The 13,700-nt window shown below is 71.6% G+C and carries 14 protein-coding genes; 4 read left to right on the plus strand and 10 right to left on the minus strand.

Annotated features, from left to right (window positions below; genetic code table 11):
- Positions 1-4 precede the first annotated feature (4 nt).
- The 3 genes from Aco03nite_RS38830 to Aco03nite_RS38840 are packed head-to-tail and all read right to left on the minus strand — an operon-like array spanning position 5 to position 4,153.
- Positions 5-1,132, minus strand: a complete 1,128-nt coding sequence (locus Aco03nite_RS38830) for a type III PLP-dependent enzyme domain-containing protein (RefSeq protein ID WP_203805503.1) — start codon at positions 1,130-1,132, stop codon at positions 5-7.
- Positions 1,125-2,687 (minus strand): IucA/IucC family protein, encoded by a 1,563-nt coding sequence (locus Aco03nite_RS38835; protein ID WP_203805505.1) that lies wholly within the window; start codon positions 2,685-2,687, stop codon positions 1,125-1,127. The genes Aco03nite_RS38830 and Aco03nite_RS38835 overlap by 8 nt, the downstream gene beginning before the upstream one ends.
- On the minus strand, positions 2,684-4,153 hold the full coding sequence (locus Aco03nite_RS38840) for an IucA/IucC family protein (protein ID WP_203805507.1): 1,470 nt from the start codon (positions 4,151-4,153) through the stop codon (positions 2,684-2,686). The genes Aco03nite_RS38835 and Aco03nite_RS38840 overlap by 4 nt, the downstream gene beginning before the upstream one ends.
- A 111-nt stretch (positions 4,154-4,264) precedes the next feature.
- Here Aco03nite_RS38840 and Aco03nite_RS38845 point away from each other — a divergent pair, with 111 nt between their 5' ends.
- Together Aco03nite_RS38845 and Aco03nite_RS38850 are read left to right on the plus strand one after the other, a co-directional pair.
- Entirely contained in the window at positions 4,265-5,935 is a 1,671-nt protein-coding gene (locus tag Aco03nite_RS38845) for an FAD-binding dehydrogenase (RefSeq protein WP_203805509.1), read from the plus strand.
- Between the two features lie 10 nt (positions 5,936-5,945).
- Positions 5,946-6,524, plus strand: coding sequence for a hypothetical protein (locus Aco03nite_RS38850; protein WP_203805511.1), 579 nt, complete (start codon positions 5,946-5,948; stop codon positions 6,522-6,524).
- Here Aco03nite_RS38850 and Aco03nite_RS38855 read toward each other — a convergent pair.
- The 3 genes from Aco03nite_RS38855 to Aco03nite_RS38865 all read right to left on the minus strand — a co-directional run bounded on the left by Aco03nite_RS38855 (position 6,518) and on the right by Aco03nite_RS38865 (position 8,842).
- Positions 6,518-7,486 (minus strand): NAD-dependent epimerase/dehydratase family protein, encoded by a 969-nt coding sequence (locus tag Aco03nite_RS38855; RefSeq protein ID WP_203805513.1) that lies wholly within the window; start codon positions 7,484-7,486, stop codon positions 6,518-6,520. The two genes, Aco03nite_RS38850 and Aco03nite_RS38855, sit on opposite strands and share 7 nt — an antisense overlap.
- 39 nt (positions 7,487-7,525) lie before the next feature.
- Positions 7,526-8,008, minus strand: a complete 483-nt coding sequence (locus tag Aco03nite_RS38860) for a heme-degrading domain-containing protein (RefSeq protein ID WP_203805515.1) — start codon at positions 8,006-8,008, stop codon at positions 7,526-7,528.
- Positions 8,009-8,080: 72 nt separating this feature from the next.
- On the minus strand, positions 8,081-8,842 hold the full coding sequence (locus Aco03nite_RS38865; protein WP_203805516.1) for a sulfite exporter TauE/SafE family protein: 762 nt from the start codon (positions 8,840-8,842) through the stop codon (positions 8,081-8,083).
- Between the two features lie 116 nt (positions 8,843-8,958).
- On the opposite strand from Aco03nite_RS38865, the gene Aco03nite_RS38870 reads away from it, so the two are divergent.
- Positions 8,959-9,750 carry an endonuclease/exonuclease/phosphatase family protein gene (locus tag Aco03nite_RS38870; RefSeq protein WP_203805519.1) on the plus strand — a complete coding sequence of 264 codons (792 nt, stop codon included), beginning with the start codon at positions 8,959-8,961 and terminating at the stop codon, positions 9,748-9,750.
- On the opposite strand, the gene Aco03nite_RS38875 is transcribed toward Aco03nite_RS38870, so the two are convergent.
- The 4 genes from Aco03nite_RS38875 to Aco03nite_RS38890 all read right to left on the minus strand — a co-directional run bounded on the left by Aco03nite_RS38875 (position 9,649) and on the right by Aco03nite_RS38890 (position 11,953).
- Positions 9,649-10,212 (minus strand): YdcF family protein, encoded by a 564-nt coding sequence (locus Aco03nite_RS38875; protein WP_239145796.1) that lies wholly within the window; start codon positions 10,210-10,212, stop codon positions 9,649-9,651. The two genes, Aco03nite_RS38870 and Aco03nite_RS38875, sit on opposite strands and share 102 nt — an antisense overlap.
- Positions 10,213-10,304: 92 nt before the next feature.
- Positions 10,305-10,532 (minus strand): acyl-CoA-like ligand-binding transcription factor, encoded by a 228-nt coding sequence (locus Aco03nite_RS38880; protein ID WP_239145797.1) that lies wholly within the window; start codon positions 10,530-10,532, stop codon positions 10,305-10,307.
- 48 nt (positions 10,533-10,580) lie between these two features.
- Positions 10,581-10,910 (minus strand): PadR family transcriptional regulator, encoded by a 330-nt coding sequence (locus tag Aco03nite_RS38885; RefSeq protein WP_203805521.1) that lies wholly within the window; start codon positions 10,908-10,910, stop codon positions 10,581-10,583.
- Complete coding sequence (locus Aco03nite_RS38890; RefSeq protein ID WP_203805523.1) at positions 10,910-11,953, minus strand: hypothetical protein; 1,044 nt, start codon at positions 11,951-11,953, stop codon at positions 10,910-10,912. The genes Aco03nite_RS38885 and Aco03nite_RS38890 overlap by 1 nt, the downstream gene beginning before the upstream one ends.
- A gap of 168 nt (positions 11,954-12,121) precedes the next feature.
- On the opposite strand from Aco03nite_RS38890, the gene Aco03nite_RS38895 reads away from it, so the two are divergent.
- On the plus strand, positions 12,122-13,690 hold the full coding sequence (locus Aco03nite_RS38895; protein WP_203805525.1) for an ABC-F family ATP-binding cassette domain-containing protein: 1,569 nt from the start codon (positions 12,122-12,124) through the stop codon (positions 13,688-13,690).
- The last annotated feature ends 10 nt before the right edge of the window (positions 13,691-13,700 follow it).

Raw genomic sequence — 13,700 nt, forward strand, 5'->3', positions numbered from 1 at the left:
AACCCTAGGGCAGGGTGAGGAAGGTGGGTGGGTCGTGGCGCAGGAAGTCGTGGTGGGAGATGTCCCAGCCGTAGGCTCCTGCTCGTGGGAATACCAGTAGGTCGCCGGTTCGTAGACGGGGGACGTGTTGGTTGCGGGTGAGGACGTCGCGGGGGGTGCAGAGTTCGCCGACCGCGTCGACGGGGGTGTCGGTGACTTGCAGGCGGGGGTACGGGTGGGGCCATTCGTCGATGGGGATGATCTGGAAGGGGTGGGAGTAGCCCCAGGCGGCGGGGAGCCGGAAGTGGTGGGTGCCGCCGCGGAGGACGGCGAAGGTGCGGCCGTGGGTGGTTTTCAGGTCGAGGACTTCGGTGGCGTACCAGCCGGCGTCGGCGGCCAGCCAGCGGCCGGGTTCGAGGATCAGTTCCACCCCGTCGGGGACCTGTACCGAGGACAGTGGGGTGAGGTCGATGGAGGCGTCGGTGAGGTAGTCGACGCCGAGTCCGCCGCCGGCGTTGACGACTCGCAGGGGTATGTCGTACGAGAAAGCGGTTTTCAAGGACCAGTCGATGGCGTCGGTGAGGAAGGCGGCGTGGGCGGGGCCGTCGAGGTTGTTGGAGACGGCGTGCAGGTGGAAGCCGATGACGCGCAGCCCGGGTGGGATGTCGGCGAGCACTGACGGGAGTTGGGTTTCGTCGATGCCGAACGGGGTGGGGGTGCCGGTCATGGTGTGGCTGCCGGTGAGGGAGCCTTCGGCGCGGTTGACGCGGAGGCAGATGTCGGTGTTCGCCCCCAGTGCTGCGAGCCGTCGCAGTTCGTGCGGGCTCTCCACGTTGAGCAGTGCTCCGGCTTTCAGTGCGGCCGTCAGCTCGGTGTCGGTCTTGGCGGGGCCGCCGAACACGATGCGGTCGGCTCCGGCGGTGACGGCGAGGGCGAGTTCGCCGCCGGAGGCTACTTCCAGGCCGTCGCATTGCTGGGCCATGGTGCGTACGACGTCGGGGTGGCCGTTGGCTTTCACCGCGTACAACAGTGTGGTTCGTGGGGGAACCGCGGCCCGCAGCTGACCGGCACGCGCGCGTAGGACGTCGGTGTCGTAGAGGTAGGCGCATCGGGGTGTGGGCAGGCGGTGCAGGGCCGCGGTGAGGTCAGCCATGGAGTGGGTTGCTGACCGGGATGTGCAGGTCGCCGTGGCCGGCGAGGCGCATGCGGACGAGGGCTTTGTGGGGGGTTCGGGCGGCGAGGAACCAGCTGTGGTCGGCGGCGGCGTAGGGGTGGGTGCCGAGCCGGTCGTAGGTTTCGTCGACGACGTCGCGGATCAGGCGCCATGCGGTGGTTTCGTCGAGGTTGTGGGATTCGCCGAGGCGGATGACGAGTTCGCCGAGGTGGGCCTGCAGGGCGGTGTAGCCGAGTTTGGCGCGCAGGGTTTCGGTGTCGGTGGTGCCGACGACGGAGCCGGGCCACAGGTCGATGGTGTGGCCGGCCTGGTGCAGGCGTCCGGGGTGCAGGCGTAGTCCGGCGAAGTCGCGCAGGGCGAGGCGGTAGGGCTTGCCGTCGACGAAGGTGGGTAGGCAGTTCTGCAGGTGGGCTTCCAGGGCGACGCCGTCGGCGAGCAGTCGTAGCAGTGGGGGCAGCAGCAGGCGGGTGTAGTCGGTGAGCCAGGTCGCGGCGGTGTGGCCGGATCTGTCGACGAGGCCGGCCAGGACGGTGCGGCCGGTGGCCGGGTCGTGGGCGGGCAGGGCCCCGCCGGGGACGGCTTCTTCGCCGGGGTGCAGGCGGCCGGTGAGGCCGGTGCGGGCGATGGCTGACAGGTCGCGGCCGGAACCGATGGGGACGGCGGCGCCGCCGGTTTCGGCCATCAGCAGTAGCCGGTCGTTGTCGGCGGTGAGGCGGTGCAGTAGTTGGGACAGGGCGGGGCCGTTGCGGGTGGACGCGACGGAGATGCTGCGGCGGGTGGAGGTGACCTGGATGTCGAGGCTGACTTTGAGGTAGGTGCCGTCGGGGAGCAGCAGGGTGCGCAGGGCGGCGGTGGGGACGGCGTCGATGTGTCCGTCGAGGCGTTTGAGGGTGCCGTCGGTGAACAGGTCGGCGTAGCGGTGCAGGATCGTGTCGTACTGCCAGGCGTGGAGGGGTTGGGCGCGGTAGCCGGGTGGTGCGGGGATGGTGCCGAGGTCGTCGCCGAGGTGGGTGGCGTCGCGGACGGCGACGAACCGGATGGGGGTGTGGCCGGCTTCCAGGTCGTGGGCCAGGACGTCGGCGGTGTCCCAGCCGAGGCGGGTGCGGCCGCACGGGTGCAGGTTGTGGCCGGTGACGGCGAGGCGTTCGAGGTGGACGGCGCGCAGGTCGGGTCCGGCGTCGGGGGGGATCTTCGGGTCGAAGCGGGCCAGGGCGATGGCGAGGTTGACGACGGCGTTGCGGATCTCGGCGGACATGCTGCCGGTGGGGTCGATGCCGGTGAGCAGGTCGACGGGGTCGGCGACGCCGGCGTGGGGGTATTCGACGCGGTTGAAGGCGTGGCGGTGGCCGCCGGCGGTGCGGGGGGTGAGGTCTTCGCGGACGAGGGCGGCGCGTAGGCGTCGGCCGACGGTGTCGGCGGCGTGTGGCAGGTTGCGGGTGAACGCGTCGACCAGGTGGGGTGCGTGGACGGCGAGGGCGGCTTCGGTGCGGGTGGCGGCCGCGGCGAGCCGTCCGGTGGAGACGATGCGCATCATCGGTGCTCCTTCATCGGGTTGTCGAGGCGGGTCCAGATGTCCTGGAGGGGGTTGGTGGCCAGGCGCATGGCGGTGGTGGCTTTGACCGGGAGTGGGTCGGTGAGCAGGTGTTGGGTGTCGGCGGTGCCGTGCAGTGCGCGGGCGATGGTCTGCCAGAGGCGGGCGGGGTCGGCGTGCTGCTGCAGGGCGGCGATGGTTTGCCGGGCGACGGTGGCCAGGGCGGCGGCGGACAGTTTGGTGCGTAGTTCGGTGAGGTCGTCGGTGGGCAGGTCGCCGTGCAGGCCGGGGTCGGCGCCGAGGCGGCCGGGGTGGACGCGGACGCCGCCGAGGTCGCGGTAGTAGGCGCGGACGGGGCGGCCGTCGACGATCCGGATCAGGGTGTTCTGGCCGTGGGCTTCGAGGGCGACGCCGCGTTCGAGCACGACTGCGAGGGGCCGGAAGAGTACTTCTGCGAGATCTTCCATGAAGCTGTACGGGTCGTGGACGGTCTGCAGGAGGTTGGGCAGTACACCTAGGGGGATGGCGTCGTCGGGTGGTGCCTGGCGGATCAGGTGGGCCAGGCGCCGGTCGGGGCCGTGGGCGGTGATGGCGGCGCCGGCTTCGGTTTCGGCCAGGATGTCCAGGGGCAGGTCGGCGGTCAGGTCCTGGAGCAGGGCGGACAGGCGTGGCCCGTTGTGGACGGCGGCGGGGGAGACGGTGCGGACCGCTGAGGTCATCTGTACGTCTACGGCGGTTTTGATGTGGGGGCCGCCGTCGAGTGGTGCGACGGTGCGCAGGGACATCAGTGGGCGTGCCGGGCCGGTGTCGCCGTCGTCGGTGAGCCACGGGTATTCGGTGAGCAGTCGTTCGGCCTGCCACGGGTGGGCGAGCAGCACTGGGGGTGCGGTCCCGTACCAGCGGTTTTCCGGGACGAGCAGGCGGCGCAGGTGGATGACGGGGCGGTGTTCGGGGGCGTAGGTGAGGACGTCGGCGACGGTCATGCCGGTGCGGGTGCGGCAGCAGGGGTGCAGGGGGTGGCCGTCGACGAGGGACTGTTCGATGATTCCCGGGCCTTCGGTGAGGTCTTCGACGGCGGCGGCGCGGGCGAGGGCCAGGTTGGCGACGCTGTTGGCGATCTCCGTGGTGAGCGGGCTGCCGGGCCACAGCAGGGCGGTCAGCCGGGCGGGGTCGGTCACCGTTTCACCGTGGACGGTGGCGGCCGGTGCGGGCAAGGGGTCGGTGAAGGGGGTGGCCGCGGCGGTCGGATAGGTGACGACGGCGCGAGTGAACCGTACGTGAGTATGTCCGTTGTGGTGGTGCCGGCCGGTGAGGGCGGGGAGCGGCTCGTGTTCCAGGGCGGTCAGCAGCCGGGCGAGGATGGCGGCGTGGGCGCCGGGCAGGGCGGTGTCGTAGGCGTCCAGCAGGTGTGGGCGCAGGGTGGCCAGTTGGGCGCGGGTGCCGTCAGGGTCGGCGGTGGGGTGCGGCACGGTCTCATTGTGCGGCGGGCGGTGGGGGGTGTGCCCGTCAGTGGGCGGGTGAGTGTGTTCCGCCACGACCACGAATCCGATAAATTCTCGTATTCATCGGAAGGGGAAGTCGTGGACGTCGACGTCATCGTGGTGGGGGCCGGGCTGGCGGGGCTGGCCGCCGCGCACGAACTCACCGCCGCGGGCAAGCGGGTGGCCCTGCTCGATCAGGAGAACGCCGCGAACCTGGGCGGGCAGGCCTGGTGGTCGTTCGGTGGCCTGTTCTTCGTCGACAGCCCCGAGCAGCGCCGCGGCCGCATCCGTGACAGTGTCGAACTGGCGTGGTCGGACTGGCAGGCCAGCGCCGGTTTCGACCGCCTCGGCGACCAGGACGCGCACGCGGTGCGGTGGGCGCGGGCGTATGTCGAGTTCGCCGCCGGGGAGAAACGGTCCTGGCTGGCGGGGCTGGGCCTGAGCTGGATGCCGTTCGCGAACTGGGCCGAACGCGGCTCGCTGACCGCCGACGGGCACGGCAACTCGGTGCCCCGGTTCCACGTCACCTGGGGCACCGGTACCGGGGTGGTGGCGCCGTTCGCCGCGTCGGCGCAGCGTGCGGCCGAGGCGGGCCTGCTGGTGTTCCACCACCGGCACCGCGTGGACGAGATCATCATCGAGGATCAGACCGCGGCCGGTGTACGGGGGAAGATCCTCGCCCCGGACGACGCCGAGCGGGGAAGGCCCTCCAGCCGGGAGGTGATCGCCGACTTCGAACTGCGCGCGCAGGCGGTGGTGGTGACCACCGGCGGGATCGGCGCCAACCACGACCTGGTCCGCGAGTTCTGGCCCGAGCGTCTCGGCACCCCGCCGAAGACCATGGTCACCGGGGTGCCGGCGTATGTCGACGGCCGCATGCTGAAGATCGCCGAGACCGCCGGGGTGCGGCTGGTCAACCGGGACCGGATGTGGCATTACACCGAAGGGGTGCAGAACTGGGATCCGATCTGGCCCGGTCACGGCATCCGGATCCTGTCCGCGCCGTCACCGCTGTGGCTGGACGCTCTCGGCCGTCGTCTGCCGGCACCCTTCTTCCCGTCGTACGACACTCTCGGCACCCTGCGGTATCTGCGGACCACACCGGAGATCGCCGGCTACGACCATTCGTGGTTCCTGCTCACCCAGCGGATCATCGAGAAGGAGTTCTCCCTGTCCGGCAGTGAACAGAACCCGGACCTGACCGCCGGGGACCGTCGCGCCTTCCTCAAGGAACGTCTGCTGAGCAAGGGCGCGACGGCGCCGGTGGAGGCGTTCAAGCAGCACGGTGCGGACTTCGTGGTCGCCGACGATCTCGACGGCCTCGTCGCCGGCATGAACCGGCTCACCGAGCAGCCGCTGCTGGACACCGCCCGGGTGCGGGCGCAGGTGCAGGCCCGGGACGCGCAGATCGCGAACAAGGTGACCAAGGACGCGCAGATCCAGGGCATCCACAACTCGCGCCGTTACGTGTGGGACCGGATCGGCCGTACCAGCGTCCCGCACCGGCTGCTGGATCCGGCGGCCGGGCCGCTGATCGGGGTGAAACTGCACATCCTCACCCGCAAGACCCTCGGTGGTATCCAGACCGACCTGCATTCGCGGGCCCTGGACGCGTCCGGCAACCCGATCGCCGGGTTGTATGCGGCCGGGGAGGTCGCCGGGTTCGGTGGCGGCGGGGTGCACGGCTACAACGCCCTGGAAGGCACGTTCCTCGGCGGGTGCCTGTTCTCCGGGCGCGCCGCGGGACGGCACGCGGCCGGGCAGGTGTAGTTTCCCGGCGGTGACCTTGCGCCGCTGCACCGACATGGCGGTCGCGGACTGGCTGGTCCAGTCCGCGACCGCCGCCCACCAGCTGATCGTGATGGGCCCGGAGGGTTTCGGTGCGTACGCCCGGCTGCGGTACGTGCCGGACCCGGCGGCCGTCGGGCAGAGCGAGAACGACATCGACCTGCCCGCCGATCACCCGCATGACCTGGACCAGGCCCGCCGTGCCCTGCACCTGCTGGCCGCCCACACCGCGACCCCCGATGACTGTTTCTTCGCGGTGTGGGACGGCTACAGCGACATCCACCTGCCGCCCGGGCCGTTGCTGACCGGGCTGCCCTACCGGGAGTTCGCCCTGCTGCGCGGGCCGTTGCGGGCGATCGACTCGTGGGAGGCCGACTTCGGTGACGGTTTCCCGATCGCCCCGCCCGGGTTCGTGTGGCCGGCCGACCAGAGTTGGTGTTTCACCAGCGACGTCGACCCGCATTTCGCGGGCATCGGTGCCGGGCCGACCGCGATCGGTGTCCTGCTCGGCGACCCCGTCCTGGACGTGGTGGCGGCCGATCCGGGCGCCGAGCAGCCGTTCTACTACTGAGCGAGGACATGTGCCTCCCGGTGCGGGTCCAGGCCCAGGGTGGGGCGGTCGGTGCGCTGTGGTGGCTGGTCCGGGAGCCACGCCCACGTGTCGGCGATCGTCTCGGTGATCGGACGGCACCGCAGACCGGCCGCGTGGGCGCGGGACACGTCCCCGCAGTGCAGCATGTTGTGCAGCGGCCCGGGTGGCAGCCACACCGGCAGCTGGATCCACGGTTCGATCCCGGCCGCCAGAATCGTGGCGGGATCCGTCCACCGCAGTTGCGCCCGGCCGCCGGTGACCTCGGTGGCCACGGTCAGGAACTCGCCCATGGTGGTGTGCCCGGACCGGCTGACCGTGTTGACCGGCCCCTGCAGGCCGGTGGCGGCGGCGTGCAGCAGGAACGCGGCCAGGTCGCGGGCGTCGATGTACTGCAACGGCAGATCGTGCGGGCCCGGCGCGAGGGTGGGGCCGCCGCGGCGCAGCCGGTGCAGCCACCAGGGCAGGCGGCCGACGTCCTCGTGCGGGCCCAGGATCAGCCCGGCCCGGGCCAGCAGCACCGGGCCGTCGAACGTCTGCGCGCCGTGTTCGCCGCGTAGTTTGTGACCGGCGTAGTCCGGATCTTCGACGGACACCAGGGGGCTGGTCTCGTCCAGGCCGGGCTGGTGGTCGTCGTCGTCGAACCGGTACACCGAGCGGCTCGACATGTACGAGAAATGCCCGGCTCTGCCCCGCAGCAGACCCGCCGCGGCACCGACCACCTGGCCGTCGGCGGACCAGGTGTCCACCACCGCATCCCACTCGCCGGTTCTCAGGGCGTCCAGGCCGCCGGGGGCCGTGCGGTCACCGGTCAGCACGTGCACGCCGCCGACCGGTGACCGCCGGCCCCGGTTGAACACCGTCACCGTGTCACCGCGGGCCACCGCCAGGTCGGCGACCGCCCGGCCGACGAAACCGGTACCGCCCAGGATCAGAATCCGCATACGGTCAGGCTGCCCGAACCGGCGGCGACACGCCGAGAGTCATCTGCCGTCGGCAGACAGGAACGTTTCGATCGCCTCCACGACCAGGGCGTGGTCGTCGGCCTGCGGCAGCCCCGACACCGTCACCACCCCGACCACTCCCGCGCCGGGCAGGCGTACCGGGAACGCGCCGCCGTGCGCGGCGAACAACGCCGGATCCACTCCCATGGCGGCGTCCAGGGCCGCGCCCTTGGCGGCCAGGCGGCGGCCGACGAGGTAGGAGGAGGCCGCGAACCGGTACACCACCCGCACCTTGCGGTCGATCCAGGCGTCGTTGTCGGCGCTGGACCCGGCCAGGCCGGCGTGGAACAGTTGCTGCTGGCCCCGGCGGATGTCGACCGCCACCGGCAGTCCGCGTTCGGTCGCCAGGCGCACCAGCAGGGATCCCAGTTCCCAGGCGTCGGCTTCGGTGAACGCCGGGAACACCAGGCGCCGTTCCTGCTCCTCGACCGCGCCGATCAACTGCTGCAGCTCGTCACTCATCAGGTGTCCTTTCGGCAACGCATGATCACCCATCCTGCCCGAGACCGGGCGGCGACGCCGGTCCGGCAGCCGTCAGGTTTGCTGCCAGTGCTGCCAGCCGAGCCGGGCGATCAGCGCCAGGACCACCACCAGCAGCACGATCCGCACGAACCCGGCGCCGCGGCGTAACGCCATCCGCGCGCCGAGCAGGGCGCCGAGGACGTTGCAGACCGCCATGCCGGCGCCCAGTTTCCAGGCGACGTGGTCGGTGGCGGCGAACACGATCAGGGCGCCCAGGTTCGTCGCCGTGTTCACGATCTTCGCCATGGCCGAGCCGTGTACGAAGTCCGCACCGATCAGGGCGGTGAACGCCAGTACCAGGAACGTGCCGGTTCCCGGGCCGATCAGGCCGTCGTAGGCGGCGATCCCGGCGCCGGCGACGGCCACCGCGATCCCCCGGCGCAGCGCGGTCCGTTTCCGGGGTTCTTCGACCAGGCCCATCTGCGGCCGTACGGTGACGAAGATCGCCACCAGGATCAGCACGGCGATGATGACCGGCCGGTACGCGCTCGCCGGGATCGCCCCGGCCAGGGCCGCCCCGCATCCGGCGCACACCAGCGCGAGGGCGGCGGCCGGGCCGGCGACCCCCCAGTCGATCTTTGTTTTGCGGGCGTACGCGACCGCCGCCGTCGACGTGCCGCAGATCGCCGCCAGTTTGTTGGTGCCCAGGGCGGTGGCCGGATGCAACTGCGGCGCCACCACCAGCAGCGCGGGCAGCAACAGCAGCCCGCCCCCGCCGACGACCGCGTCGATCCAGCCGGCCGCGAACGCCGCCGCCAGAAGGGTCGCGATCACTTCTGGCGTTGCTTCTGCAGCCAGATACCGAACGACGCGCCCGCGATGAACAGCACCGCGAGACACAACACTGCCTTGATGAACATCCCATACCTTCCGTTGGCTAGGGTCGGCTGGTGCGCCTGGCCACCTTCAATCTGCTGCACGGCAGATCACTGTCCGACGGCACCGTACACGCCGACCGGATCCATGCCGCTGTCACCGACCTCGACGCCGACGTCCTGGGGCTGCAGGAGGTCGACCGTGCGCAGCCCCGTTCGGGGCTGCTGGACCTCACCGCCCTGGCCGCCGACGCGCTCGGCGCGACGACGCACCGGTTCGCTGCGGCGGTTGTCGGTACTCCCGGTGATGTGTGGCAGCCGTGGCATGCGGCCGCCGACATCACCCATCCGCAGTACGGTATCGCCCTGGTCAGCCGGTTCCCGGTGCAACGCTGGCTGATCACCCAGCTGCCCGGCGCGCCGGTCCGGTCCCCGGTGATCGTGCCCGGCGGCAAGATCATGCTGTTGCGGGACGAGCCGCGGGTGCTGCTGGCCGCGGTTCTGGACACCCCGCACGGGCCGTTGTCGGTCGCGACGACGCATCTGTCGTTCGTTCCGGGTTGGAACGTGCGGCAGTTGCGGGCCGCGGTCCGGGCGTTGCGGGCGCTGCCGGGGCCGCGGATCCTGCTCGGTGACCTGAACATGCCCGCCGGGCCGGTCCGGGCGTTCACCGGCTGGCAGCCCCTGGCCCGGACGGCGACGTTCCCCAGCCCGTTGCCGAAGACCCAGCTCGATCATGTGCTGGCCGATCCGCACGGGATGCGGTCACTGGGCCGGGTCGTGCAGGTCCGTGCCCCGCGTGCTGGGGTCTCCGACCATCGGCCGCTGGTCGTGCACCTGGACCGTCCGGGACAGGTACCCGGCTGACAGCAGGTCCCGGTGTGCCCGGGTCACCGGCTCCGGGACGTCGACGTGGGCGATGAACTGTTTTCCGGCCGGGCCGTAGCCGCCGGGGTCGTCGGTCAGGCGGGGGATCTCGCCCATCAGCAGCGACACGTACTGGTGCACCGGCCACATGCCGGCCGGTGGCGACCGGAACCCCAGCTCCCCGCTACTTGTCTGGTGGAGGTGGGTGCGGTGGGCGGCGAAGTTGACCACACGGATCTGTGGGGCGAGGAGCCGGAACCCGGCGTCCATGCGCCGCTGCATCGACGCGTCCTGGATGATCAGGATCCGGTCGTGGGTGATGTTGTGGGCGGTGAGCAGGGCCAGGGTGTTGCTGACGTTGTTGCCGCGGTTCGTCGACGCGTGTTCCAGCAGATCGGCGTGGACGCCGTGGTGTTCGCGCAGGTAGCGGTCGAAGATGGCGGCTTCGGTGGTGTCGGCCACGTCGTCCCAGCCGGTGGCTTCGCGCAGGGCGTCGGTGGAGTGGCCGTGGCCGCCGGCGATCAGGCGGAAAAATAGGGGATGAGAGTCGCAGGTCAGGGTGGGGGCGGGCCCGGGGTGATCTGGGTGAAGGCCTCGGTGATCAGCTGTTCGATCGGGGTGGGGTCGCCGCCGTCGAGGTAGTGCTGCATGGCTGTGCCGGCGGCGGCCGCGACGAGCCGCGGGTACATGTCGGTGGTCAGGTCGGTGCCGGTGCGTTCGGCGACCGCGGCGGCCAGTTCGGCCTCGGCGTTCGCGGAGCCCGGTCCTGCACCCCACGCCAACAAAAACCGCGTGCCACGCAGAGATGCGTGGCACGCGAAAGTTTTGGGTCAGGCCAGGCCCGGAACCACCCTGCCGCGGTCACGCAGCTGGGCCTCGGCGGTGGCCGCGCGGCGGCGCAGCCGTTCGACCTCGGTGGACAGGACTTCGGCGCCGCCGTCGGTGAGCCGGTAGTAGCGCCGTAGCCGGCCCTCGACCGCCTCCTCACGCTCGACCTCGATCAGGTTCTGGTCGGTGAGCCGGTCCAGAGCGCCGTAGAGGGTGCCGGGCCGCATCCGCACCTCACCGTCGGACAGCCCGTCGACGGCCTGGATGATGCCGTAACCGTGCAGCGGCCGGGCCGCGAGGGCGGTCAGGATCAGAAACGTCGGCTCCTGCATCAGAGCGCCACCTCCCGCACCGGCGCCGCCGGGCCCGGCCGGGCCCGCGACAGGCCGATCGTAACGCCGGCCAGCAGCAGACCCACGGTGACCAGGCCGACGTTGGTCCACGCGGTGGCCGGCCACAGCCCGGACATCCAGTCGGGGCCGGCCGGCCAGTAGTGCGACGGCCGCAGCACACTGTGCACGGTCAGCAGATCCGGGCCGGGCAGGCCGCGCAGCACGGTGACCGTGTTGTCGTACAGCGACCAGACCGGCGCGAACAGCACCGTGAAGGTGGCCACGGCGGCGACCGCGGCCTGCCGGGACCGGCGGCGGGCCACCGCGGCGGCGATCAGCCAGCCGCCGAGCGCACCGGCCAGCAGGCCGAGGACCACCGCGGGGCGCAGCAGGCCGTTGTCGGCGACGTGGATCTCGGCGAACACCGTGTCGGACTCGCCGTGCACGCTGAGCAGCAGACCGTCGCGGGTGGCCTCGAAACCGGTCTCCGGGCCGGGGATCGGGACGTCGACCTGGTCGGTGGCCCGGGACGGGCCGACCTGCCAGCCGTCGGCGGTCAGCCGGTCGCGGGCGCCGGCCGGATCCCACGCGGCGTGTTTCACGTCGGCGGACCCCCACAGGTAGCGGCCGGTCAGCGGCGGGCCGGAGGTGACGTCCATCTGCAGGCGGGCCGGGATGCCGGTGACCCGGGTCAGGACCTCGCGGCCCTGCTCGGCGGCGGGCAGCGCGGTGAACGTCTGCTCGGCCGCCCACGACGCGCCGGCCGCGCCGAGCGCACCGCCGGCCAGCAGCGCGAGAACCGCCGCGACCCAGGCCAGGGGGCGCCGGGACGGCAGCCGGAACCGCTGGCGCAGCCCGGCGGCGACCAGGAACCAGCAGTCGGACAGCGCCGGGCGGCGGCGGCCCGGCTCGGTCATCTCCAGCAGGGTGGTGACGATCTCGGCGCCGTGCCGGCGCCGGTAGGACCGTGGATAGGCGTGCAGCAGCCGCCGGTAGGCGCGCTCGAGAACAGGATCGGCCGGTGGCCAATCGGAGGTCGACATCCCCCCACATTAAGAGAGTCGTTATATATCGTCAACCGAGTGGTGAATTGTGGTTGCGGCCGGCGACGGCGGGGGAGCAGAGTGGAAGTCACCCGACGTGAGGAGTTCCGGTGCTCTGAGAGACACACCCCCGTGTCGCCCCCACCCTCTGAGCACCAGGAGTCCGTCTTGCCCCACCTCAAAGCCACCGGCCTCGGCCACGCCCACGACGGCGACCCGCTGTTCACCGGCCTCGACCTGACCCTGCGCCCCGGCGACCGGATCGGCGTCGTCGGCCCCAACGGCGCCGGCAAGACCACCCTGCTGCGCATCCTCGCCGGTGAACTGCACCCCACCTTCGGGGTGGTGACCACCGAGGCCCGCATCGGCTACGTGCCGCAGCGCATGCCCGACCCGTCCGGCACCGTCGGCGCCTACCTGACCAGCGGCCTCGGCGAACTCGCCACGGTCCTCACCCGCATGCGGGAGCTGGAGAAACGCCTGGAGACCGAGGACGTCCTCGACGAGTACGCGACGGTCCAGGACCGCTGGACCACCCTGCAGGGCTGGACCGCCGAGACCCGCCTCACCGAGATCCGCCAGCGCCTGGACATCGACCACCTCGACGACCAGCTCACCCTGGCATGCATCAGCGGCGGCGAGCAGGCCCGGCTGCTGCTCGCCCGCGCCCTGCTGGACACCCCCGACCTGCTGCTGCTGGACGAGCCCACCAACCACCTCGACGGTGAGGGCGCCGCCTGGCTACGGCAGTGGCTGCGCGACTACGACGGGGGAGTCCTCGCCGTCAGCCACGACCGGGCGTTCCTCGACGAGACCGTCACCCGCATCGTCGAACTCGACGGCATCGACGAACAACCCCACGACTACCCCGGCGGCGGCTACACCGCCTACCGCGACGTCAAACAGCGCCGCTGGGAGAAACTGCTGCTCGACTACGAGGCCCAGGAGAAGGACCGGCGCCGATGGGAAGCCGACATCGAACGGACCAAGGGCTACGCCATGGGCGTGGAGAACGCCGACCGCTCCAGCGCCGCCGCCCCGCACCTGCGCCGCGTCGCCCGTCTCGTGGCCCGCAAGGCGAAGGTGCGGGAACGGCGGCTGCGCCGGCAGATGGCGTCGGTCGCGTGGATCGCCCGGCCCCGCACCCGGCCGCCGCTGACCCTGGCGTTCCCGGCTGACACCGGCGACGACGTCCTCAAGATCCGCGGCCTGTCCGTGCGGGACCTGCTGCGTGACATCGACCTGGACATCACCCGCGGCGACCGGATCCTCATCACCGGCCGTAACGGCGCCGGCAAGACCAGCCTGCTGCGCGCCATCGCCGCCGGCCACAGCGACGAGGTGGCCGTGCTCCCGCAGACCGACGACGGGCTGCGCGACGCCACCACCGTGATGGACTTCTTCCGCGCCCGCGTGCCCGTCTACGCCGACGACGCCGAGAAACTCCTGCACGGCCACCAGTTCGACGACGACCAGTGGGACAGCCCGGTGAAGGACCTGTCCTCCGGGGAGTTACGGCGGCTGCTGCTCGCCGTCCTGGTCAACAGCCCCGCCCGGATCCTGCTGCTCGACGAACCCACCAACCACCTCGACTTCGCCGCCCTCGACGTCATCGAAGAAGCCCTGCGCCGCTACCGGGGCACCCTGCTCGTGGTGTCGCACGACAGGTACTTCGCCGACGCGATCGGGCACACCCGGCACTGGCATGTCACCGGCGGACACGTGATCGAGAACTGACACACTGACC

Source organism: Actinoplanes couchii (assembly GCF_016862075.1).
GTDB lineage: Bacteria > Actinomycetota > Actinomycetes > Mycobacteriales > Micromonosporaceae > Actinoplanes > Actinoplanes couchii.

What these genes read in the sequence shown, in the direction of transcription:
- Aco03nite_RS38830 (WP_203805503.1), bottom strand. Translation starts at nt 1,132, where the DNA reads ATGGCTGACCTCACCGCGGCCCTGCACCGCCTGCCCACACCCCGATGC.
- Aco03nite_RS38890 (WP_203805523.1), bottom strand. Translation starts at nt 11,953, where the DNA reads ATGTCGACCTCCGATTGGCCACCGGCCGATCCTGTTCTCGAGCGCGCC.
- Aco03nite_RS38835 (WP_203805505.1), bottom strand. Translation starts at nt 2,687, where the DNA reads ATGATGCGCATCGTCTCCACCGGACGGCTCGCCGCGGCCGCCACCCGC.
- Aco03nite_RS38860 (WP_203805515.1), bottom strand. Translation starts at nt 8,008, where the DNA reads ATGAGTGACGAGCTGCAGCAGTTGATCGGCGCGGTCGAGGAGCAGGAA.
- Aco03nite_RS38885 (WP_203805521.1), bottom strand. Translation starts at nt 10,910, where the DNA reads ATGCAGGAGCCGACGTTTCTGATCCTGACCGCCCTCGCGGCCCGGCCG.
- Aco03nite_RS38855 (WP_203805513.1), bottom strand. Translation starts at nt 7,486, where the DNA reads ATGCGGATTCTGATCCTGGGCGGTACCGGTTTCGTCGGCCGGGCGGTC.